The organism is Segetibacter koreensis DSM 18137, assembly GCF_000374045.1.
In the GTDB taxonomy this organism is placed as follows: domain Bacteria; phylum Bacteroidota; class Bacteroidia; order Chitinophagales; family Chitinophagaceae; genus Segetibacter; species Segetibacter koreensis.
The window spans coordinates 175,976-197,734 of sequence record NZ_KB893326.1 but is presented as its reverse complement, the minus strand read 5'-3'; the positions used below and the strand labels follow the sequence as shown (position 1 = coordinate 197,734).

Sequence of the window (21,759 nt, the reverse complement as noted above, 5' to 3'; positions counted from 1 at the left end):
AGTCCTCAGTCCTTTATAGGCTTTAGATATAAAAAACTTATCTTAAACACCCGCCTCTTATATTTTCTATTTATTGTAAAGGGGTAAAATATTTTTTTGTTATTTAATATAATGAATAAAGAAACTTATCGGATTAATATCAACAATATACTTATTAATTAAAATTAACATATTAATGGAAGGACATTATCAGTGTTGAAACAGGGAAAAGACTGCATGATTGTTGAAGAATTGTAGGCAGGACAAAAACTATGTTTGCTTCTTTTTATTGTAACTAAAGACTTTTATTACCAAATACCTTAAAATAATTATCATGAATAATCCTCAGTTTACAGTCTTGTACAATGGCCACCCCGTAGCCGTTACCAAGTTGGATAATGATACTTACATTGTACAGGCAACATATAAACCTCAGCAGATTCAATTGAAAAAGAATAGTGACGGTTCAGAAAAATGGGTTGAAGTTGAAACTCAGCTTCAAACTTTTCTAACGAATGAAATGGGAAGATTGATAACAGATCATCTTCATTCTGTTAAACAGCCGAGTGAGTACTGAATTTCTTTTATTCAGCCTTTTTAATTGCTTAATTTACTAGCTACCATTATTATGGTGGCTTTTTTTATAATAATAAATAAATCACCAATAGCAGAAATCAGGGCACAATCTTTACAAATTTACCTTTACTTCATAAGCAAAACGAACAATGAAATTTGATTTAAAAAAGTCACATTTTAAGATAAAAACTTATAAAAACAACTTAACAGCCCGTTAAAAGGAAATTCACACGATTCTTCTCTATACATACCATCAACAATTACGGTATTCAAATGCACTGTAAAAAATTTTATGGCTGTGTGAATATTTTATCCATACATTTGTTTTGAAACTTTAGGGGTGCCAGTAGGCTGAGATTATACCCTATGAACCTGATGCAGATAATGCTGCCGAAGGGAAAAGTAGCACATACTTTCATGTATTGCCATTCCTGCAGTTTCCAAAACTTTTTATAGGAATGGAAATCACTTTCAACAACACATCGCAGCAAATTGAAGACAGCACTTCTGTCGTGCATCTGTTACAAAAACTACTCGGCGACAAGCTGCAAGGCATTGCCGTAGCGGTTAATCAAAACATTATTCCTAAAGCACAATGGGAAACTTTTATACTTCAGCAGCATGACAACATATTGGTTATAAAAGCGGCACAAGGTGGCTAAGGGTATTGCTGAAATTAGCATAAAGGTACAAGTGAGTGACACAAGAATGCCTATAGAAGATATACTGCTCACCTTATAATATCACCATAAAATAATAAAATAGCCGCTATGAAAAGACCAGACAAAATCGCTGAAAAACAAGCCATCTCCTGCACACCATTTCCGGGTTCGAAGAAAGTGTATGTACAAGGAACTTTACATAAAAATATTAAGGTCGCTATGCGTGAAATCTCGCTGTCACCCACCAAACTAACGGATGGTAAGACGGAAGATAATTCACCCGTTATTGTATACGACACAAGCGGAGCTTATACCGATGAAAATATGACGATTGATATCAGGAAGGGATTACCTCGTTTGCGGGAGCAGTGGATTTTGGACAGGAATGATGTGGACCAGTTGGAAGATGTTTCTTCTAAATATGGCTCGCTCCGTAAAAAAGATAAGTCGCTGGATTCCCTGCGTTTCGAGCACATCAAAAAGCCGCTTAGAGCAAAAAAAGGTGGAAATGTTACTCAATTACATTACGCTAAAAAAGGTGTCATTACTCCCGAGATGGAATATATTGCCATAAGGGAAAACCAAAGAGTAGACGACTTAAGATATAAATTAAACGGCCATTACGAATTGTTGACTCAGCAACATGCGGGAGAAAGCTTTGGAGCAAATACGCCCAAAGGTCTTATTACCCCGGAGTTTGTTAGAGATGAAGTAGCTGCAGGGCGTGCAATTATACCGTGCAACATCAATCATCCTGAGTTAGAACCAATGATTATCGGAAGAAATTTCCTTGTAAAAATTAATGCCAATATTGGCAATAGCGCCGTAAGCAGCAGCATTGATGAGGAGGTTGAAAAGGCTGTTTGGGCGTGTCGCTGGGGTGCTGATAATATTATGGATTTGTCTACAGGAAAAAATATTCATGAGACAAGAGAATGGATTGTTCGCAACTCGCCAGTACCTATCGGCACTGTTCCTATTTACCAGGCATTGGAGAAAGTGAATGGCAAACCTGAAGACCTAACATGGCAAATTTACCGCGATACTTTACTTGAACAGGCAGAGCAGGGCGTTGATTATTTTACCATTCATGCCGGTGTTTTACTGCGTTATATTCCGCTTACTGCCAAACGGTTAACCGGTATCGTTTCGCGAGGTGGTTCTATCATGGCTAAATGGTGTTTGGCGCACCACCAGGAAAACTTTTTATACACGCACTTCGAAGAGATATGCGAAATCGTGAAGCAATATGATGTAGCATTTTCACTGGGTGATGGATTGCGGCCTGGCTCAATTGCAGATGCTAATGATGAAGCACAATTTGCAGAATTGAAAACACAGGGAGAACTAAACCGGATTGCATGGAAGCACGACGTGCAGGTGATGAATGAAGGCCCCGGACATATACCAATGCATCTTATAAAGGAAAATATGGAGAAGCAATTGGAATATTGCAAGGAAGCTCCGTTTTATACATTAGGTCCCTTAACCACTGATATTGCTCCCGGCTACGACCATATCACTTCAGCAATCGGGGCTGCTATGATTGCATGGTATGGCACTGCTATGCTGTGTTATGTTACACCAAAAGAACACCTTGGGCTACCTAACAAAAAAGATGTAAAAGATGGGGTTATCACTTATAAGATTGCTGCTCATGCCGCCGACCTTGCAAAAGGTCACCCGGGTGCGCAGTACAGGGATAATGCGTTAAGCAAAGCAAGGTTCGAGTTTCGCTGGGAAGACCAGTTTAACCTCTCGCTTGATCCTGACACCGCCCGCGAATTTCACGATCAGACCCTACCTGCAGATGGAGCCAAGGTTGCACACTTCTGCTCTATGTGCGGACCAAAATTCTGTTCTATGCAAATTTCGCAGGAGATAAGAGATTTTGCAGAAAAAGGAATGCAGGAAAAGGCAGACGAATTCATTGAAAAAGGCAAAGAAATTTACCAGTAATTTTTTTATGACCCAACAGAGGTATTAAGTGTGATACTTCCGTTGCGTCGCACTCTTGTACTATTTGTAATTCTATTCACCAAAAAGCGAATGATAAAAAGATGTTAGCAGTAATTTCCAATCCTACACCAATAGCCAATGAAGCAAGGCTGATTAATGCTTTATTTGGTGAGGGGATGGAAGTATTTCATCTAAGAAAACCTGGTGCCTCTATAAACGAACTAAGGGTGTTATTAGATAAAATTAAACAGTGCTACCATCCTCAAATTGCGTTGCATCAACATCATTCTCTAGCGGAAGATTACTCATTGAAGAGACGTCATTTTACAGAAGCGAAGAGAGAACATATGAGTGAAGAAGAGTTGTTACAATTAAAGAAATCAGACTTTATATTATCAACTTCTATTCACAAAATACAAGAGTACAAAAAGCTATCATCTTGTTTTTCCTATACCTTTTTCGGGCCAGTTTTCAGTAGCATTTCGAAAGAGGGATATATTTCAACATTACCCAACGAATTTGTATTCCCGGTTGAAAAAAATCATTTGAAAGTGATTGCATTAGGCGGTATTAATGCTGGAAATATCGGGGAAGCAATAAAGATGAGATTTGATGGCGTAGCGGTATTAGGAACAATATGGCTAAAGACAAACGAAAGCATTCAGCAATTTAAAGCGGTTAAAAAGGCATGGAAGCAAACAGGCAAATAGTATTAAGCATTGCGGGTTTAGACCCCAGCAGCGGAGCAGGGCTATTGGCAGATATAAAAACTTTTGAACAACATAAAGTATACGGTTTAGGAGTTAGCTCTGCACAAACCCTGCAAAATGAAAATGAGTTTTTCGCGATAAGATGGGAGCAGGAAAAAGATATATTACAATCAATAGACACAATGCTGTCGTTTTATGATGTAAAGGCAGTAAAGATTGGCATTGTAGAAAACATTGGGGTATTACAAAAGATCGTTTCACTGCTTCATCAAAAAAACAAGTCTATCAAAATTGTTTGGGATACAGTTATAAGGTCAACCAGTGGGTTTTGCTTCTGGAATAAAGAAGCAGACTATGACCAACTCTGTCAAACCTTATCAATGCTCCACCTAATAACGCCGAATTATCTTGAAGCTGTACAACTAGTGCCATTTGCATTTGATGCAAAAGAGGCTGCGAAAGAGCTATCACCTTATTGCAATGTATTATTGAAAGGCGGGCATAATGAAGAAGAAAAAGGAGTTGACTATCTCTACACAAAAAAAAGTTTCAATAAACTGAAGGGCAGTTCAAACAAGATGTATACAAAACACGGTTCGGGCTGCGTTTTGTCTGCGGCAATCACAGCCAATCTTGCATCAGGTACTGAATTGATTGCTTCATGCCAAAAGGCAAAACAATACATAGAACAATTTTTATCAAGTAATAAAAGCCAGTTGGGTTATCATTATGTTTAGCAAGCTACAATACATCTCACAAGGAACAACGTCAAAGGAACAGTACAAAAATATTCAACAATCTTTAGATGCTGGTTGCCAATGGGTACAGTTGCGTTTTAAAAATGCGTCCTACAAAGACATCATTACGTTGAGCGAACAAGTGAAAAAATTATGTGAGGATTACGCAACAACCTTTATCATCAACGACCATGTTCTGATTGCAAAAGAGATAGATGCAGATGGCATTCATCTCGGTTTACAGGATATGAGTATTACAGAAGCGAAAAAAGTTGTTGGGAATATGATAATCGGAGGCACAGCTAACACATTGACTGATGTTTTGCAACGCTCAAAAGAAGGCTGCAGCTACATTGGCTTAGGTCCATTCCGCTTTACAACTACAAAAGAAAAGCTAAGTCCTATATTAGGTTTAGAAGGATATAAAAGTATCATGAATGAACTTTCAATTCTTCAAATTAAAATTCCAATCTATGCTATCGGAGGCATTGTATTGGAAGATGTGGCTGACATCAGACAAACAGGTGTATATGGTGTCGCTGCTTCAGGCATTATCACTCATCATTCTATGAAAAAAACACTAATACAACAACTTAATACTTTGTTATATGAAACAATTTAGCATCGCTGGCAAAATATTTCAGTCAAGATTATTTGTAGGAACAGGAAAGTTTGGTTCATCAGCAGAAATGGAAGAAGCGATATTGACTTCTGAGACAGAGTTGGTCACAGTCGCATTAAAGCGGGTAGACTTAGAAACCGACATAGATTTGCAGTTATCGCATCTTCAACATCCTCATATTAATTTATTGCCAAACACGTCAGGAGCACGTAATGCTAAAGAAGCTATACTGGCGGCACAATTGGCAAGAGAAGCATTAGAAACAAATTGGGTCAAATTAGAAATTCACCCTGATCCTAAATACCTCATGCCAGACCCAATTGAAACTTTAAAAGCAACAGAAGAACTGGCAAAGCTGAATTTTGTTGTGTTGCCGTATATTCACGCAGACCCTGTTTTATGTAAGCGACTGGAAGATGCGGGTACAGCAGCAGTAATGCCATTAGGTTCGCCAATAGGTAGCAATAAAGGACTGAAAACGTTCGACTTTTTACAAATCATAATCGAACAGAGTAACGTGGCAGTTATTGTTGATGCGGGTATTGGCTCACCTTCCGATGCAGCATTAGCTATGGAAATGGGTGCAGATGCCGTGTTGGTAAATACAGCCATTGCTGTTGCCGGTAATCCTATACAAATGGGTAAAGCTTTTAAACTTGCTGTTCAGGCAGGAAGAATGGCTTTTGAAAGTAAACTGGCAAATAAAGTAAGTAACGCAATTGCTTCAAGTCCTTTAACTGAATTTCTATATGCATAGTTTTAAAGATATTTTCGAACAATATAGTTGGAATGATGTACAGCAGTCTATTCACCGTAAAACTGCAAGAGACGTGGAAGCCGCGCTGTCTGCATCGCGGAGAACTCTGGAAGATTTTAAAGCACTGATATCTCCAGTTGCGGCTCCCTACATTGAGCAAATGGCACAGCTAAGTCATCAACTTACTCAAAAGCGTTTCGGCAAAACGATACAGCTTTTTGCGCCGCTGTATTTGAGCAATGAATGCAATAACATTTGCACCTATTGTGGATTTAGTCTTGAACATAAAATAAAACGAAAAACATTGTCGGCCGCAGAAATATTGCAGGAAATTAATGTTATTAAACAACACGGTTTTAATCATATCTTATTGGTTACAGGAGAAGCTAATCATACGGTACATGTTGACTATTTTATTAATGCCATTCATCTTATCAAGCCACATTTTTCAAATATCTCAATAGAGGTTCAACCGTTAGAGCAGGAAGAATATGAGCAACTGCAACGCACAGGTTTGCATTCCGTTTTAGTGTACCAGGAAACGTATCACAAGGATAAATACAAGCATTATCATCCTAAAGGCAAAAAGTCCAATTTTCATTACCGGCTCGAAACACCTGACCGCATTGGAAAGGCTGGTATGCATAAAATTGGTTTAGGTGTTTTATTAGGATTGGAAGATTGGCGTACCGATACATTTTTTTGTGCTTTGCATTTGGATTATTTACAAAAAAAATATTGGCAAACAAAATACTCGATATCATTTCCACGTATTCGTCCTGCCGAAGGTGTTGATATATCTGGATTTAATATTACTGATAAAGAGTTAGTACAACTGATTTGCGCTTATCGTTTGTTTAATGAAGAGGTTGAAATATCCATCTCAACAAGAGAGCCGGAAACATTTAGAAATCACTTAATCAAATTAGGAACTACTACTATGAGTGCAGGTTCAAAGACCAACCCTGGTGGTTATAGTGTCGATGAAAATAGCCTGGAACAATTTGAAATCAGTGATGACCGGTCGGCTGAAGAGGTAGCTGCGGTTATTGCTGCAAATGGATACCAACCTGTATGGAAAGATTGGGACAAAGTGTTTTGATTATTGCAGGTCTAAATAACAATTTTGATTTTTCTATTTTACAATAATTTCCAATCTCTCAGCAATAGCTATCAATAAATCCACATCGATTTTCTTACCTGCTTCCAACATTTTGGGATTCATTACTGCCCGAAAATTTTTCTGTTCATCAGGTTCAAAATATATTTGCTGACCATTGATCTCTACCTGTACCTGGTAAATATATTGCAAAATCAAAAGGTTAGCTTTGAAACACAATTTTTTCCCCTTGTGAAAAACAGGAATATCAAATGCTTGATTCATTCATTAAGTTTAGGGTAAGAAAAAGAGTTCTTAATTCACCTTTCCGGGTAAAAAACTTTCCTCTTATATATTTTGTTGTTCCGACTCTCCCATCTTGATTATACAAAATAAATTTTTTGAACACCTATTAAAATTCTAAATGCATCTGAAAACAAAAGATTTTATTGCGCCGAATAAAGTTTCTCTTTTATTGATTTTTCATACAAATTCTAAAATAATATAAATATTTAAAATATCATACTTACATGCATTAAAATTAACTTTCAAGATATTTTCAATAGAATTTTCTGTAATTCCAATGTAAATATAGTAAAAAATATTACTGAACCGGAACAACTAATGGCGAGTCAAGATGGAAAGCAACATATTAAAGCCGATTTAAATATAATTTCAAAAAGTTTTATGGTTTCTTTTATAAGGTTTGTTGAAACGCAACCTCTTCTCAGACCGAAACAATGCGAAAATTGTACTCCACAGCAAACAATCTTCCTCCACTCCTTCCACTAAAACAGGGTTACCGTTACGAAAGCCATTTTATATCGCGTTCTTTAACGTTTTGCATACAATCACATATTTATGCGATTGCTTGTCTCACAATTGTTACCTAATGTTGCATAGATTTTAGAAGAATTTTAGGGGGATTCTAATAAAGGCTTTTTCTTAATTTGAAAAAGCCTTTTTTTATGCCCCGATTTGAGGAATGCTCCTTTAGCGCTATTAACCATCACCTTTATATTCGGACAAAGCTGCTAAACCTTGTTCTTTCTTAACTACAACGCTTAGGGGCAAAAAAGAAAACGGTTTTAAGTTGTATTGTTCCCAAAAATATCAATAGGAGAACAATAACTCCTCGCTTAGTTGGAGATAATTATATTTATATGAGAATGTTAGGAAAACCTTATTGAATTAGGATGCTTGCTGTTATACCAGTAATCTAAAACCTGTTTTATAATGTGCATAATCTGAGAAAATTCTTCTGGTTTTTTGAAAAATCCCTGGACACTTAAAGAAAAAGCTTCATCAACTAGTTTCTTATTTAGAGCAGTAGTAAAAAAAACGAATGGAATACTTTTCTGCTTCAGGTAGTTACTGTTATTAATTTCATTTCGTAATTCGATACCATTTAAACGTGGCATATTTACGTCGCAAAATATTACAAAAGGTTGTTCTGTTGTGGTTTGCAGGTATTCCAAAGCTTCTTTGCCATCTCCAAAAAATTTATAATTATCGGTAATTCCCAGCTCTCGCAAAGCCTCTGTAAATACCTCCTGATCATCTAAATCATCCTCTACAAATATGATTGGTCCAGAAATTGTCATTGATAAGGTTTCTGCAAAAGTAAATATCTTATTAAGAATAGACAGACGACCTAAAGGCTTTAACTAAATTATGAATATTTATAAATGAATACTGCACCTATACTGATTGTGGATGACGACTTAGACGACCAGGAATTTTTACAAGAAGCATGGAAAGAATTAGATTTTACTAATAAATTGATATTTTTCAAAACTGCTGAAGAGGTTTTAAATTACCTGAAACAGGAAAAAGAATCCCCGTTTCTGATTATTAGCGATGTAAATCTTCCTAAAATGAACGGATTTGAATTGAAGGAAAAAATATTGAATGATACTTCAATCCGTTATAAAAGCATTCCCTTTGTTTTCTTCTCAAATACTGCGACAAATAAGCAAATTGAAAAGTCGTATGACCTTGGAAGTAATGGTTTCTTTATTAAGGGACAAAGTATGACAGAGATAAAAAATACGTTTACTAATATTGTTAATTACTGGCAAAAGAGTAAAACTCCTGAATGATGTAACATCACCATGTACCCTTCAATTTTTGTAATGAAACTGGTGGTAGATTTTAACCGGGTACTATTTATATGATCAAACGGCCATGCGAACATTACCGACATACACAAGGGGTAAAGTATAAAGTGTATAGGTTGAAATGGTTCTTTTAAAATTATACCTCATGCTTGTTTTTGTTTCAATAAAGACATCAGGAATGTAGAATAATTCATATTTTGTATAATCATTCTGCTTTTCACAAATTTTATTAGCCTCAAATATTATTACACGTTTGGTTTCTTCATCCAGATTGTTGAACTCTTCTATTGTCATAACCTTCATTTCATTAATCAAACGAAGAATTATACCATTTTTCTTTAAAGGGATATAAAACACTTTTAAAATCATTTGATGCATACGACGGCGCAAGCTGTTACTTTTTTTCCCCTTATTTTAAATATCTCTACAACAATCGCGATCGGAAAAATAGCAGATATGCTTTTTTATTATTAATCTTTTATTATTAACTATCTAGATTTTCAAATTTTCAAAAAAAAGCTTTTCATTTATCTCCTTTACTTCTCCGGGTTGTAAATCCTGCAACTTCATATCTTCTATAGATACACGAATTAATCTTATACATTGATGCCTTACCGCTGCAACCATTTTACGTACCTGTCTGAATTTCCCTTCAGTTAACGTAATCATTATCCAACTGGAAGGGTAATATTCTTTTATTTCATTATTAATAGATACGAAGATCGTCGGGTCTTTTACAATTGATGCTTCACACGGAGCAGTTATATAATCTCCTCCACCCTTTACACGAATGCTGACACCTGTTTTTAATTGCTGTATTGTTTCTTCGGTCACTACATGCCGTACCTGCACCAGGTAACTCCTTTTATGGGGAACATCACTTTCAAACAACAGCCGGGTAACCTTTTTATTTGTTGTCAATAACAGCAACCCTTCAGAATTATTATCCAATCTGCCTATAGCGTGGGTGCCTTCAGGAAAAGTATACAGCAGGTCGCCTAACAAATTTACCTTGTGAGAACTAACAAACTGGGAAACCATATCTCTCGGCTTGTAAATAATAAAATAGCGATTATCTGTGTCGTTCATCTCTGTTGCTCTTGCGTAAATAGCTTTTGCAAATATTAATAAAAAAGTAAAAACCTCTCTTTATCTTCTATTGGGGGCTTGTGCCTGATGGAGTTTGTTTAACTTCTTTTACTTTTTTATAAATGTGTATAAATAGGGCGCTTTATGTGCTGCACCTGTGTACTTTTTATCAACCCTTTTTAAAATTTTCAAATTCAACATCTTACGCTGAAAGCTTGTTCGAAGTAGTTTTTCTCCCAATACAGTTTCATATAAGCTCTGCAGATCAGCCATTGTAAAGTTTTCAGGCATCAGGTTAAACCCTATTAACTTTTGGTCAAGATCGGTTCTCAACGTTTCTAAAGCTTTCGCGATGATTTGCTTATGATCAAGCATCAGCGGAGGTAAATTATCTAAATCATGCCAATCGCATTTGTCTGACAACATATCGGGGATAGGTGTTGCCTTTGTGTAATCGACAAGAGCATAGTAACCAACAGTTAAAAATCGTTTCAACAGAAAATGATCTTTTACATACGTTAATCCTTTTCCCGCCATAATTGTTTGTAATGGCCTAGGATCATACCTTTCAATGTCTCCAAAAACATAAAATTGTTCGAGGTAAATGTTTTTAAGACTTGTTCTGTCCTGCAATGTCCTCATTGCGGCGTCATTTAAATTTTCATCCTTTTTAATGAAACCGCCGGGCAGGGCAAACAAATTCGTATTCTCATACTCGAGCAATAATATTTTTAAGCTGTTTTCGTGAAATCCAAGTATAACCGCATCAATAGCCAACCCTGGCAAAAACATTTTTTCAAAATCATCTGTCTGTAGCATATTTTTTTTATCAGACATGGTATCATTCATTTTTCGCAACATTAAGCAAATAACTAAAAATAATTTGTCAACCTGATAATTAATATTATTATTGTATCATAATTGAGACAATAATAAATAATCTTTGAATGTATAGTATGAAAAAGCTTCTATTACTTCCCGTGTTTGCGTTTCAACTGCTGCAAATTGCAGTAGCACAATCAACGCCGGGCTCTTCTTCGCCTGTTGTGAAAACAGTAAATGGACTGGTAGAAGGAACGTTTGAACAAAGCGGAATAAGTTCATTTAAAGGAATTCCTTTTGCTGCACCCCCGGTAGGCAATCTAAGGTGGAAGGAACCGCAACCTGTAAAAAATTGGGAAGGTAAACTGGACGCCAAACAATTTGGATCAAACGGGATGCAAACAAAGGTCTTTGGCGACATGGGTTTTCGTACAAAAGGTATGAGTGAAGATTGTCTTTATCTTAATGTTTGGACTCCTTCTGCTACTAAAAAAGGCCTCCCGGTGCTGGTTTACTTTTATGGGGGCGGTTTTGTTGCTGGTGATGGGTCTGAGGCAAGATATGATGGAGAAAGCATGGCAACAAAAGGGATAGTAGCAGTTACACTTAACTATAGATTAGGCGTTTTTGGATTTATGGCTCATCCCGAACTCACTAAAGAATCTCCTCATCATGCATCAGGAAATTATGGTGTATTAGACCAGGCAGCCGCATTGAAATGGGTGCAACAAAATATTGCAGCTTTTGGCGGCGATCCTAAACGCGTTACTATTGCAGGAGAATCAGCAGGTTCTGTCTCAGTGAGCGCACAAATGGCTTCTCCATTATCAAAGAATTTAATTGCAGGCGCAATAGGTGAGAGTGGCTCATTGTTAGGCACTTTACCAGCTGCACCATTATCAAAAGGCGAACAAACGGGAGTTGAATTTGCTAAGAGCGTAGGTGCAAGTTCACTTGCGGAACTAAGAGCTATGCCCGCTGATAAGCTGTTAGATGCGGCATCTAAGTTTGGACCATTCCGTTTTGCCATGACCATTGATGGTTATTTCTTTCCAAAAGATCCAATGCAAGTTTATATACATGGCGAACAGGCACACGTACCGCTGTTAGTTGGCTGGAACTCTGAAGAAATGAATTATAGAATGATAATGGGAAATGAAACACCAACTAAAGAAAACTATATAAAGGCGGTACAAAAGTTATATGGAGAGGAAGCACAAGAAGTTTTGAAGTTATATAATGCACCAATTGATGCAGACGTAGAGCAGGCTGCAACAGAGCTGGCCAGCGATAAATTCATCAGTTTTAGTACCTGGAAATGGGCCGATTTACAAGCTAAAACCAGTGGTAAAAACGTATATCGTTATTTGTTTTCTCGCCCGAGGCCGGCAATGTCAGCCGCTATGCAAAATGTTACCGCAGGTTTAGCAGGAGGCTTAGTTAAGGATACAACAGCAAAACAAGCACCGCGAATGCCAACTCCCAAAGGCGCTGTGCACTCAGCTGAAATTGAATATGCTATGGGAAACCTCGCGTCAAACAAAGTATATGACTGGACACCCGATGACTACAAAGTTTCGAAAATCATGCAGGAATACTTTGCAAACTTTATAAAAACTTCTAATCCTAATAAACCTGGTTTACCAAAATGGCCACAACTTAATAATGGCAACGAGCCTCAGTTTATAAATATTGATGTCAATACCACTGTACAAACCGACAATCATCAACAGCGTCATCTTTTTATGGAGAAAGCTTCTAAGTAGAACATAAAAAGCTTTAAAACCGCAAATTACTTGAAAGTGGCTTTCGCCACTTTCAAGTAATTTGTTAGACTTAACACTCTCTCCCAAAACAGTTTCTGCGCCAGCAACTGGAGACAACTGGCCAGGGAAAGCGGGCTTCAGAGAACATGCGAGCTGCTGCCGTTACTATGTTTTTCTATGCATAATCATCTGTGGTTTTATAACAACTATTATTAGTCTTCCTTTTTCTCCTGCGCGTTATTCCATACATCTGCATACTCTTCAGGATGCCTTTTAAATTGAGCATGTACATAAGGACAAAGCGGAATTACTTTCAGTTTATTCTTTCTTGCGTGATCCACCATTGCATTCAGCATTTTTTTTGCGTAGCCTTTTCCTTCGGCTTTGGGGGATACCTCAGTATGATAAACGGTAAGATTTGAGGCAGAGATGCTTAGCACCATTTCACCCAATTGTTCAACACCGTCTGTTATATAGAAGCCTCCGTGATTTTTCTCGTTAAGATGTAGCTTGACTTCTTCCATGCATAATAGTTTTTAAGGTAATAAATGTTAAAGCACCGGCAGCACGACAAAAATAAAAATACTCGCTTAGCTTCCTAATGATATATATTATTATACCCGATCAATCGGTTAAATGAGTATTGTACTGCGAGTGGCGGCGTAGTACAAGTACTTGAGCTATTTAAAAAAAATTGGCTTATTCTATTTGATACTATTTGTTTATTGGTTTTAAATTATTAAATTTAATAATTCATAAAACCAGTTTTATTTTACCGTTGCTGGTTAAACGAACCTTTTACTTATATCATTTTAAAAGGTTGTAATACTTTATTTGTTGTAGCAGAATCCCTGGTTAAACCCATAATGCTAGTTGCTGTACACTAAAGTGTTAGTGTAGGGAAAGACATTTGCCCTTAAAACAGGCACTAAAACTATACTTAACACTTTTCCTGCTTGCAAAATTTTACGCTAACCTCTGATTTCATTACAGTACTTTTTTAAAATTTAAATGAAAAGATCCAGCACAGGTGTGCCAAGTGTCGATATCATTTGATATGGTTAGGCTGGTTAAAAAACTAATGATCGGAGCATAAATTATAGAAGCAAGAGAAGTAAACTGAAGTATAATAAACAGGACTTTTTATTATCTAACAAAATTCTATAACAAAAAAAATGTTACAATGAGAAACAGGTTACTATTACCAATCGCCTTGATTTTCTTTATTATCACGTCTTGTCGAAAAGAACATACGTGGAACGAATGTGAAATAACTAAGGACCATGTTAAGATCGCTGTTGTTTCTGATATTCATTATATGGATCCGGGGTTGCTCAAAAATGGTGCAGAAACAAAAAAGGCCTTCCAGCATTATCTTTATACTGAGGCTAAAATGGAGCAGTTAAGTGATCCTATTTTTAGAGAGGTTGTTTCAGAACTGAAAGCTGAGCATCCAGACATAATACTGGTGCCTGGTGATCTTACGAAGGATGGAGAAAAAATAAGCCATCAGTCGCTATCTGCCTTGTTTGAGGAACTTGCGAGAGAACATATCAGGGTATATGTTATACCTGGAAACCATGATATCAATAATCCGAATGCTATGTTTTTTGATGGAGATAACGCTTACCCAACTCCCTCTATATCATCCGCAGAATTTGCCTCCATTTATGCAAATTTCGGTTACAACAATGCCATATCTAAAGATCCCAATTCTTTAAGTTATGTGTGTCAACCTTCCCCGGCAATATGGATACTTGGAATAGATGATTGCAAATACTACGAGAATACAAAAAATAATATGGTGTCTTCAGGAAAGATTAAACCTGAAACAATGAAATGGATACAGGACCGGATGGCAGAGGCAAAAGAGAAAAAAATCACTGTATTAGCATTTATGCATCACGGTATTATGGAACATTTTACAGACCAAAACATATTAGATCCGGGTTATGTAACTGACGATTGGGAAACAACTGCTGACAAACTGATGGATGAAGGGCTTGAGGTAATGTTTACAGGCCACTACCATGCCACTGACATTACTGAACGAGACGCAAAAAATGGCAAGAAATTATTTGATATAGAAACCGGTTCACTTGTTACGCCACCTAGTGCTTATAGAATTGTAACGCTTAAAAATAACGATATGGACATCCATACAAACCGGGTGACCTATCTTCCTGCTAATTTTTTGCCTTCAGGTTCAGATTTCCCGACTTATTCAAATTATTTCTTCATGAAATATGGAGACTCTGTTTTTACCAGCCGTTTGGTTGAGGGATTTTCACTTTCAAAAGAAGAAGCTGCTGCTGCTGCGCCCATATTTGGAAAGGCATACCTGGCCCATTTAGCTGGGGATGAAAAGATAACCGCTGAAGATCAGGCAAACGTGGACGCGGTAGGCCAAATATCTCCTTTTGGAAAAAGAGCACTTTTAGACCTATGGACAGACCTAAACCCTCAGGATAATGTATTACATATAAAGTTAAGCAATCAATAAAAGAAAATTCAATACGGTTTATGAGGGCATAGACGCGAGGTTCTATGCCCTCATTTTTAAATACCCAACTACCTTCAGTTCAATACTCTTCGCCGTTTCTACTGCTATCTATATCTGTTGCAGGATGAGAAAATTTTGATGCAGTATATTAATATATGACAATAAACATATTTGAAAGTCGTTAATATCATTACCCTAATTGTTTTTAGAGTTTAGGTTTGTATTACAATTAATTATAAACTGTAAACTCAATTTTTATGAAAAAGACATTTATAGCAATTATGGTTATGACTTCTTCTATCACTGTTTTTTCTCAGGGGAAATCTTCGAATGTAAGTCACGAGGGATTTTATTTATCAATGGCAACAGGTCCTGTTTTCGGAAACATACATGGAGATGATAACAATGGAACAACATATAAAGTTAACGGAGAAGCCTTCGGTTTTGATTTGCAAATCGGAGGAGCCATAAAACCAAATCTTATATTACATGCTTCAGCCCAAAATAAAACATTAGTTGGACCTAAAATAAATGGAGTAAAATTGGATAACAATCATACTTTTCAGGAAAACTTTTATGGTGTAGGGCTTACCAAATATACATCTGATAACTTTTTTCTTACAGGAAACGTAGGTGTAGGGCATTTTATTCAAACAGAATCAACATCTAACTCTCATTCAGACGGAACAACCTCCGATGCGGGTTTTTCATTTAATATTAAAGCAGGTAAAGAGTGGATGGTCTCCAAAAAATGGGGATTGGGCGGAGGAGTATTTTATGCAAAAACTACTTTGAAAAATAAAGGTGTAAATTATACAGAACATTGGAACAGCAACAGGTTTGGTCTTTATTTTCAGGCAACATTGTGTAAATCTAAATAAGCGGGCACAAAGAACAAGCAAATAGTTTTTCAAATAACAGGCAAAGTAATAACGTATCATTTCAAACATTTGGAAGTGCCTTTTGTTTCATTGAAGATTATATTTATCTTAATGCTTGAATAGAAGATCACGCAAATTTCCAAAACCAAAAACTAACGTTCATGCCAAACAAGAAAACTATTGCCGTATTCGGAGCAACCGGAGCCCAGGGCGGCGGGTTAGCACATGCTATTCTTAATGACCAGAATAGTGAATTTACCGTTAGGGCAATTACAAGAGATGCAAATTCTGACAAGGCCAAACAGCTTGCCCAAAAAGGAGCTGATGTTATTACCGCTGATATAGATGACCCCAATGCTTTGAAGAAAGCGTTGGATGGTGCATACGGCGCTTATTTTGTAACTTTTTTCTGGGCCCACATGTCTCCTGAAAAAGAAATGGCTGAAGCAAAAGCTATGGCGCAGGCTGCTAAAGAAGCGGGCCTGAAACATGTTATCTGGTCAACGCTCGAAGATACCCGCGAATATATACCGCTTAACGATGACCGCATGCCTACGTTGATGGAAAAGTATAAGGTGCCACACTTTGATGCCAAAGGAGAATCAAATAAATTTTTTACTGAAGCAGGTGTTCCAACAACCTTCCTGTTAACTTCTTTTTACTACGATAACTTCATTTATTTTGGAATGGGACCAAAAAAAGGTGAAGACGGTAAACTAACAATAACCTTACCTATGGGCGATAGGAAACTAGCCATGATAGCAGCCGAGGATATTGGAAAATGCGCTTACGGAATATTTAAAAGAGGTGAAGAATTGATAGGGAAAACAGTAGGCATTGCAGGTGATCACTTAAGTGGCAATGAGGTGGCAAAAGCATTAACCGCCGCAATTGGACAAGAAATCGGATATAACAAAATATCTCCTGCGATCTTTCGAAGCTTTGGCTTTCCCGGGGCAGATGACCTCGGCAACATGTTCCAGTTTAATCATGATTTTGCTGATGATTTTAATGGAAAAAGGGACATAGCATTTTCTAAAGCATTAAACCCCGAGATAAGATCGTTTTCAAGGTGGCTTGAGGAATATGGAAACCAAATATCGGTAGGATAACTGGGAGGCTGCTGTCGTTATCTTTATTTGATAAACACGTCTTTGTATTTGTCCTGTATGTAATAATCGTTTGCGTTTCATTACACTTATGTTTAGGCTGACCCACAATGTGATTGGTTAGGCGGTAAACGTTTGGCCAGTAATATTGATTTTGGAGATTAAAGCTGGGTCGAGCCCGGAAAAATTTTGTTTCGGCTGCCAACTTAAACGGTCATGTAGGTGGGAAAAGCGTTCAATTCTTTAGCATGGGGCGATAGAAAATTAATGCCCTTTCAACTCGCCCACACTAATGTTACCCACCGGTTATGATATTATACTTATCAGGTTTAAATAAAAAATAGAAACAAAATCAGTAAAGAAAAATGACTGCAGGAACTGAACTACCTTTCAATTTAAATCCACTGATCAGTTGTTTCTACATCTGCATGGCTTAGCTTTAATGGACTTCTAGAAAATCTCCTTTTACAAAAAAGTTGCGTTAGCGTTTTATTGTTATATAGCTCTTAAAATTCGTGGGAAAAATAATCTTGAACCTGAACTTTTAACGTGAATTTTTTATACAACCAGATACATCTTCTATTATAAATACCACTTCACTTATTTTTGGCAAAACAAATAAGCGACTCTATATTGCGACATTAACAATAAGCTTTGACAAAAGCTTGTAATTATTTTTCTACAGTTTTAAAAAAATTGACTCTTTCCTATGAACTTAACATTAACTGACCCTACCTATTCGGAGAAAGAGAAGATTAATTTTTTTGACGCATTTTTCTTAAAATTACTTAATAATAAACGCGACCTCCCTTTTATATACCTGTCACTTAAAATAACATTTGTAATTGTACCTTTCGCTTTGTACCTATTCCTTAATAAAAATGTACATTGGGCTTTCTACTTGGTTTACCTTGCTCTGATCTTTATTTCTTTCCTTGGGCCTTTTATATTGATGCTTCATAACACCTGTCACAGGAAGCTTTTTAAAAAGGAGTATTCATATTTAACTAAATATATCCATTGGTTTTTAGGTTGTTTTTTTGGTCAGACTCCAGAAACTTATTTTTATCATCATATTGCTATGCACCATGCTGAAAATAATCTTTTAGAAGACCTCAGTTCTACAATGAAATACCGAAGGGATAGTGTACGGGGTTTTTTACAATACTTACTTTCGTTCTATTTCTTCGGGGTCATTCATCTCTCTTTTTACTTTAGTAAGAAGGATAGAAACAAATTTGCCTGGAAGGTACTTGCAGGTGAATGTGCCTACATTGCATTAGTCATACTATTAGCCTTTTACAATTTCAAAGCCACATTGGTCGTATACATTCTTCCCTTAATCTTTACCCGGTTTGCTATGATGGCGGGAAATTGGGCGCAACATGCATTTATCGACCCTCAAAACCCCGATAATATTTATAAAAACAGCATTACCTGCATTAATACGATTTATAATAAAAAATGCTTCAATGATGGCTACCATATAGGACATCACCTCAGACCTGCACTACACTGGACAGAGATGCCCAGCAACTTTTTACAGAATATAGAAGAATACAAAAACAACGAGGTCGTTATTTTTTCAGGCTTAGACTATTTTCAAATATGGTTTTTGCTGATGACGAAAAACTATAAGTTTCTAAGTAAAAAATTTGTTTCTCTTTCAGATAAATTTACTTCCGAGAAGGACAAAATTGCATTTTTAAAAAGCAGAACAAAAACAATTATTACCGGTGTTTAAGGTACTCGAATAAGTTTTTTTCGAAGAGCTGAAGACGGTAAAGTGCTGCAATAATAGTTTACAAGATTAAAAACTAGTTTATTTTAAGATACGTGCTACACCTATTCTTATGGCTTTTATTCCTGCTTGTTAAAATTGCTTGCCATTCAAGCTTTGATGTAATTACTAAATTTACTTACCCCCCTTTTAAAATAATTACACCATTTGGCTTACATGTTAATTCTAAAAAGTCTCCTGCCTTCTTTATCTCTATGCCTTTGTTTGTAGTAACAGTCCAGGTTGTAAAAGGAATCTTGAGTTTAGTGCTTCCTCCTTTTTCTGCAACAACTTTCACTTCGTTGATTACTCCCGATGCTTTTTTAACTGACACTAAAAATGCTCCCTCTGCACGTAGATTTTCAAAATTAACATTATTCCATTCAGCAGGAATAGCAGGCATAATTTCAATAAAACCGGCATAGCTCTGTAGCAGCATTTCCTGCAAACCGGAAGCAAAAGCAAAATTCCCTTCAAGTGTAAAAGGGCGATACGTAAAGTTTGAATATCCTGATTTCGTTTGATCACCATTAAGATGAAAACTATTAATCGAACAAAACGCTTTTATAAATACCTGCAAATCTTTCGCAGCACCCTCTCCGTCTTTCGCTCGTGCCTTCATATTTGCAAGCCAGGAATAGGAATAACCACACCAATTAGCCGGACCTATGCTATCTAATAAGTGAATAGTGTTTGTTATGATATTTTGTTCATTTTTGCCGTCTTCCCATTTTATTAATCCCAGCGGATGTATTGCCATTGCATGTGAAAAATGGCGATGCGATTGATTGTATGGCAAGCTCGGCGCAAACATCAACTCGTTGTTTTTTGTTAAAGCAAAATCTTCAAATTGTTCATATATTTCTTTCCAGTGCTTTGCTTCATTATTTAATCCCAATTCAGAAGCAAGTTCCGCTGCCGCCTGGAAAGTAAATTTCATTAAAGAAAGGTCGTAATTGGTATTCTTATCAAACCATGCTTCCAGGCTATTATTATTTATTTCCGGACTTGAACTGATGGGCAATTTGCGGTGTCCGTTATTGTCAACAGTAGTTATTTTTTCAAGAAATACTGCAACATCCTTTACCCACGGATATGCCCTCTTCTGCAGAAAATTTCTATCCATACTATATCGCCATTGCAGGTAATAATGCTGCGCCAGCCATGATGAAACCGTTGGAGATAAGGAGTACTGAATCCAGCCACCCATTTCAGTACCATCAAGAGTGGTCACACCAGGAACGGCAAGGCCATCAGTACCAAAAAACAATTTTGTATAACGTTTATAATTAGCCTTATTTTCATCGAGGTGGTCTAAGTATGACAGAGCCTCGTTAAGGTGATTCCCGCTATAAGCTGGCCAGTAACTTAGTTGTGTGTTGAGGTCGTGATGATAGTCACCTTTCCATGGTGGAAGCCGTCCGTTATCTGCGGTCCAGACTGCCTGCAGTGAAATAGGAGGCGCACCCCTTCTTGCCGATGCGCCGAATTTATACTGCTCCAGGTACCATTGCTTTTCTATGCTGGTATCAGGAACAGTTATAGATGATTTGCTCCAGAAATTATTCCACCAGTTTGTATGAGAAGAAAAGTCAATGCTGTAGCCTTTATGTAATGTTTGCAAAGTAGTTGTCGATGCAGGAAGAGTTGCTTTTTGTTTGGGGTAATGTGAAGAGATGCTCCATGCCCCCTCAATGACAGAACCCGTTTTTTTCCATCGAACATTTATTTGATAAGTAAACCCACCCCAGCCCTCCTGGTTATAAGTAATACTATAGTCCTTTTTAACAATGCTACCCTGTTTATAACCTAACCTCGAAAGGTCATCACCACCTACCGGGTCACCAGATACCTTTACTTCTCCCTGGTATTTTGGCGCAATCAGTTGAGGTGTAAAATTTGTAGAAACGTTTTCAAATCGAAACCAACCTACCGGCTTGGTTGCATGTACAAATGTTTTTAGAAGAATATCATTTGCCCATTTCACTTCGCATAAAGCATTCTGCAGGTACAGATGAACGGACTGAACATCGCCCCAATTTTTTGTTTCAAACTCCAATGCGCCACCGGGAATTTTAGAAGGTGCAGGTTCTTTATCATACGGCTCATCAAAATATTTCTGAACAGGTTTGTAATCTTTTTCTTGTACTTTCTTTTGTATCCATTTATAAGAAAACTCCTTTCTATGCAAGCCCTTCATTGGCCGCATATCCCACAAGTCAGCCCTGTCTAATGAAAAACGCAAGTTATTTTCCTTTTGCCAGATAAGAGCGCCAACCATTCCATTACCCATAGGAACAGCTTCATCCCATTGGCTCGCCAGTTTGTCAAATTGAAGGTCATGAAAAGAAGATTGACAAAAAGCTGACCAGCTCGCTATAGTTAAAGCTAAAAGGATGATTATTGGCCTCATATCGTAATTGATAAAGTGGATTGAAAAATGAGATAGAGAGTTCAATTTTTGTAAAAATGCCACGGAAATAAAGAAAATGCTTCTTCATTTTCGTGGCAAAGTCTACTTATTGTCGTATTGAGCTACTAATATTAATGTTTTTTTAAAATAACTTTCTACTACTCTTCAGCGTTGT

The 21,759-nt window shown here is 36.9% G+C and carries 21 protein-coding genes and 1 riboswitch; of the genes, 14 read left to right on the top strand and 7 right to left on the bottom strand.

All coding sequences use genetic code 11. The annotated features are described in order from the left end of the window. Positions 1-313 precede the first annotated feature (313 nt). The 8 genes from B154_RS0112220 (at position 314) to thiH (ending at position 7,104) form a co-directional block, all read left to right on the top strand. Complete coding sequence (locus B154_RS0112220) at positions 314-556, top strand: hypothetical protein (RefSeq protein WP_018614538.1); 243 nt, start codon at positions 314-316, stop codon at positions 554-556. Positions 557-881: 325 nt separating this feature from the next. Further along, a riboswitch (TPP riboswitch) is annotated at positions 882-971 on the top strand. A gap of 42 nt (positions 972-1,013) precedes the next feature. Further along, complete coding sequence (gene thiS / locus B154_RS0112215) at positions 1,014-1,217, top strand: sulfur carrier protein ThiS (RefSeq protein WP_018614537.1); 204 nt, start codon at positions 1,014-1,016, stop codon at positions 1,215-1,217. 108 nt (positions 1,218-1,325) lie between these two features. After that, a complete protein-coding gene (gene thiC / locus B154_RS0112210) occupies positions 1,326-3,176 on the top strand; it encodes a phosphomethylpyrimidine synthase ThiC (RefSeq protein WP_018614536.1) in 1,851 nt (616 codons plus the stop codon). 101 nt (positions 3,177-3,277) lie between these two features. Then, positions 3,278-3,886: a thiamine phosphate synthase gene (locus B154_RS0112205; protein ID WP_018614535.1), complete on the top strand. Its 609-nt coding sequence runs from the start codon at positions 3,278-3,280 to the stop codon at positions 3,884-3,886. Continuing rightward, entirely contained in the window at positions 3,865-4,623 is a 759-nt protein-coding gene (locus B154_RS0112200) for a hydroxymethylpyrimidine/phosphomethylpyrimidine kinase (RefSeq protein WP_018614534.1), read from the top strand. The genes B154_RS0112205 and B154_RS0112200 overlap by 22 nt, the downstream gene beginning before the upstream one ends. Beyond that, positions 4,616-5,245 (top strand): thiamine phosphate synthase, encoded by a 630-nt coding sequence (locus tag B154_RS0112195; RefSeq protein WP_018614533.1) that lies wholly within the window; start codon positions 4,616-4,618, stop codon positions 5,243-5,245. The genes B154_RS0112200 and B154_RS0112195 overlap by 8 nt, the downstream gene beginning before the upstream one ends. After that, entirely contained in the window at positions 5,232-6,002 is a 771-nt protein-coding gene (locus B154_RS0112190) for a thiazole synthase (RefSeq protein ID WP_018614532.1), read from the top strand. The genes B154_RS0112195 and B154_RS0112190 overlap by 14 nt, the downstream gene beginning before the upstream one ends. After that, positions 5,995-7,104, top strand: a complete 1,110-nt coding sequence (gene thiH, locus B154_RS0112185) for a 2-iminoacetate synthase ThiH (RefSeq protein WP_018614531.1) — start codon at positions 5,995-5,997, stop codon at positions 7,102-7,104. The genes B154_RS0112190 and thiH overlap by 8 nt, the downstream gene beginning before the upstream one ends. A 33-nt stretch (positions 7,105-7,137) precedes the next feature. On the opposite strand, the gene B154_RS0112180 is transcribed toward thiH, so the two are convergent. Together B154_RS0112180 and B154_RS0112175 are read right to left on the bottom strand one after the other, a co-directional pair. Beyond that, entirely contained in the window at positions 7,138-7,386 is a 249-nt protein-coding gene (locus tag B154_RS0112180) for a hypothetical protein (RefSeq protein ID WP_018614530.1), read from the bottom strand. 887 nt (positions 7,387-8,273) lie between these two features. Next, on the bottom strand, positions 8,274-8,705 hold the full coding sequence (locus B154_RS0112175) for a response regulator (protein ID WP_018614529.1): 432 nt from the start codon (positions 8,703-8,705) through the stop codon (positions 8,274-8,276). Positions 8,706-8,789: 84 nt separating this feature from the next. On the opposite strand from B154_RS0112175, the gene B154_RS0112170 reads away from it, so the two are divergent. Next, the gene (locus tag B154_RS0112170) at positions 8,790-9,203 is read left to right on the top strand and encodes a response regulator (protein WP_018614528.1); all 414 of its coding nucleotides are present in this window, start codon (positions 8,790-8,792) and stop codon (positions 9,201-9,203) included. 75 nt (positions 9,204-9,278) lie between these two features. Here the strand turns inward: B154_RS0112170 and B154_RS0112165 are convergent, their stop codons facing one another. From B154_RS0112165 to B154_RS0112150, 3 genes are all read right to left on the bottom strand, one after another. Then, positions 9,279-9,599, bottom strand: coding sequence for a hypothetical protein (locus B154_RS0112165; protein WP_018614527.1), 321 nt, complete (start codon positions 9,597-9,599; stop codon positions 9,279-9,281). A 114-nt stretch (positions 9,600-9,713) separates the two neighbouring features. Beyond that, positions 9,714-10,310, bottom strand: a complete 597-nt coding sequence (locus B154_RS0112155) for a pseudouridine synthase (RefSeq protein ID WP_018614525.1) — start codon at positions 10,308-10,310, stop codon at positions 9,714-9,716. Positions 10,311-10,418: 108 nt separating this feature from the next. Continuing rightward, positions 10,419-11,147 (bottom strand): NUDIX hydrolase, encoded by a 729-nt coding sequence (locus B154_RS0112150; protein WP_018614524.1) that lies wholly within the window; start codon positions 11,145-11,147, stop codon positions 10,419-10,421. Between the two features lie 119 nt (positions 11,148-11,266). Between B154_RS0112150 and B154_RS0112145 the strand changes: the two genes are divergently transcribed. Then, positions 11,267-12,898 (top strand): carboxylesterase/lipase family protein, encoded by a 1,632-nt coding sequence (locus tag B154_RS0112145; protein WP_018614523.1) that lies wholly within the window; start codon positions 11,267-11,269, stop codon positions 12,896-12,898. Positions 12,899-13,110: 212 nt separating this feature from the next. On the opposite strand, the gene B154_RS0112140 is transcribed toward B154_RS0112145, so the two are convergent. Continuing rightward, positions 13,111-13,422: a GNAT family N-acetyltransferase gene (locus B154_RS0112140; protein ID WP_018614522.1), complete on the bottom strand. Its 312-nt coding sequence runs from the start codon at positions 13,420-13,422 to the stop codon at positions 13,111-13,113. A gap of 659 nt (positions 13,423-14,081) precedes the next feature. On the opposite strand from B154_RS0112140, the gene B154_RS0112135 reads away from it, so the two are divergent. From B154_RS0112135 to B154_RS0112120, 4 genes are all read left to right on the top strand, one after another. Then, positions 14,082-15,401: a metallophosphoesterase family protein gene (locus tag B154_RS0112135; protein WP_083934953.1), complete on the top strand. Its 1,320-nt coding sequence runs from the start codon at positions 14,082-14,084 to the stop codon at positions 15,399-15,401. A 257-nt stretch (positions 15,402-15,658) separates the two neighbouring features. After that, on the top strand, positions 15,659-16,282 hold the full coding sequence (locus tag B154_RS0112130) for an outer membrane beta-barrel protein (RefSeq protein WP_018614520.1): 624 nt from the start codon (positions 15,659-15,661) through the stop codon (positions 16,280-16,282). A gap of 161 nt (positions 16,283-16,443) precedes the next feature. Continuing rightward, positions 16,444-17,394, top strand: a complete 951-nt coding sequence (locus tag B154_RS0112125) for an NmrA/HSCARG family protein (protein WP_018614519.1) — start codon at positions 16,444-16,446, stop codon at positions 17,392-17,394. Positions 17,395-18,100: 706 nt separating this feature from the next. Further along, entirely contained in the window at positions 18,101-19,135 is a 1,035-nt protein-coding gene (locus B154_RS0112120) for a fatty acid desaturase family protein (RefSeq protein ID WP_018614518.1), read from the top strand. A gap of 175 nt (positions 19,136-19,310) precedes the next feature. Here B154_RS0112120 and B154_RS0112115 read toward each other — a convergent pair whose 3' ends face one another. Next, on the bottom strand, positions 19,311-21,584 hold the full coding sequence (locus B154_RS0112115; RefSeq protein ID WP_018614517.1) for a glycosyl hydrolase family 95 catalytic domain-containing protein: 2,274 nt from the start codon (positions 21,582-21,584) through the stop codon (positions 19,311-19,313). Between the last annotated feature and the right edge of the window lie 175 nt (positions 21,585-21,759).

Coding starts and splice junctions, on each gene's coding strand:
- B154_RS0112220 (WP_018614538.1), top strand. CDS start 314: ATGAATAATCCTCAGTTTACAGTCTTGTACAATGGCCACCCCGTAGCC.
- B154_RS0112145 (WP_018614523.1), top strand. CDS start 11,267: ATGAAAAAGCTTCTATTACTTCCCGTGTTTGCGTTTCAACTGCTGCAA.
- B154_RS0112205 (WP_018614535.1), top strand. CDS start 3,278: ATGTTAGCAGTAATTTCCAATCCTACACCAATAGCCAATGAAGCAAGG.
- B154_RS0112155 (WP_018614525.1), bottom strand. CDS start 10,310: ATGAACGACACAGATAATCGCTATTTTATTATTTACAAGCCGAGAGAT.
- B154_RS0112135 (WP_083934953.1), top strand. CDS start 14,082: ATGAGAAACAGGTTACTATTACCAATCGCCTTGATTTTCTTTATTATC.
- B154_RS0112180 (WP_018614530.1), bottom strand. CDS start 7,386: ATGAATCAAGCATTTGATATTCCTGTTTTTCACAAGGGGAAAAAATTG.
- B154_RS0112120 (WP_018614518.1), top strand. CDS start 18,101: ATGAACTTAACATTAACTGACCCTACCTATTCGGAGAAAGAGAAGATT.
- B154_RS0112115 (WP_018614517.1), bottom strand. CDS start 21,584: ATGAGGCCAATAATCATCCTTTTAGCTTTAACTATAGCGAGCTGGTCA.
- B154_RS0112165 (WP_018614527.1), bottom strand. CDS start 9,599: ATGCATCAAATGATTTTAAAAGTGTTTTATATCCCTTTAAAGAAAAAT.
- thiH (WP_018614531.1), top strand. CDS start 5,995: ATGCATAGTTTTAAAGATATTTTCGAACAATATAGTTGGAATGATGTA.
- B154_RS0112170 (WP_018614528.1), top strand. CDS start 8,790: ATGAATACTGCACCTATACTGATTGTGGATGACGACTTAGACGACCAG.
- thiC (WP_018614536.1), top strand. CDS start 1,326: ATGAAAAGACCAGACAAAATCGCTGAAAAACAAGCCATCTCCTGCACA.
- B154_RS0112195 (WP_018614533.1), top strand. CDS start 4,616: ATGTTTAGCAAGCTACAATACATCTCACAAGGAACAACGTCAAAGGAA.
- B154_RS0112190 (WP_018614532.1), top strand. CDS start 5,232: ATGAAACAATTTAGCATCGCTGGCAAAATATTTCAGTCAAGATTATTT.
- B154_RS0112175 (WP_018614529.1), bottom strand. CDS start 8,705: ATGACAATTTCTGGACCAATCATATTTGTAGAGGATGATTTAGATGAT.
- B154_RS0112140 (WP_018614522.1), bottom strand. CDS start 13,422: ATGGAAGAAGTCAAGCTACATCTTAACGAGAAAAATCACGGAGGCTTC.
- B154_RS0112150 (WP_018614524.1), bottom strand. CDS start 11,147: ATGTCTGATAAAAAAAATATGCTACAGACAGATGATTTTGAAAAAATG.
- B154_RS0112130 (WP_018614520.1), top strand. CDS start 15,659: ATGAAAAAGACATTTATAGCAATTATGGTTATGACTTCTTCTATCACT.
- B154_RS0112125 (WP_018614519.1), top strand. CDS start 16,444: ATGCCAAACAAGAAAACTATTGCCGTATTCGGAGCAACCGGAGCCCAG.
- B154_RS0112200 (WP_018614534.1), top strand. CDS start 3,865: ATGGAAGCAAACAGGCAAATAGTATTAAGCATTGCGGGTTTAGACCCC.
- thiS (WP_018614537.1), top strand. CDS start 1,014: ATGGAAATCACTTTCAACAACACATCGCAGCAAATTGAAGACAGCACT.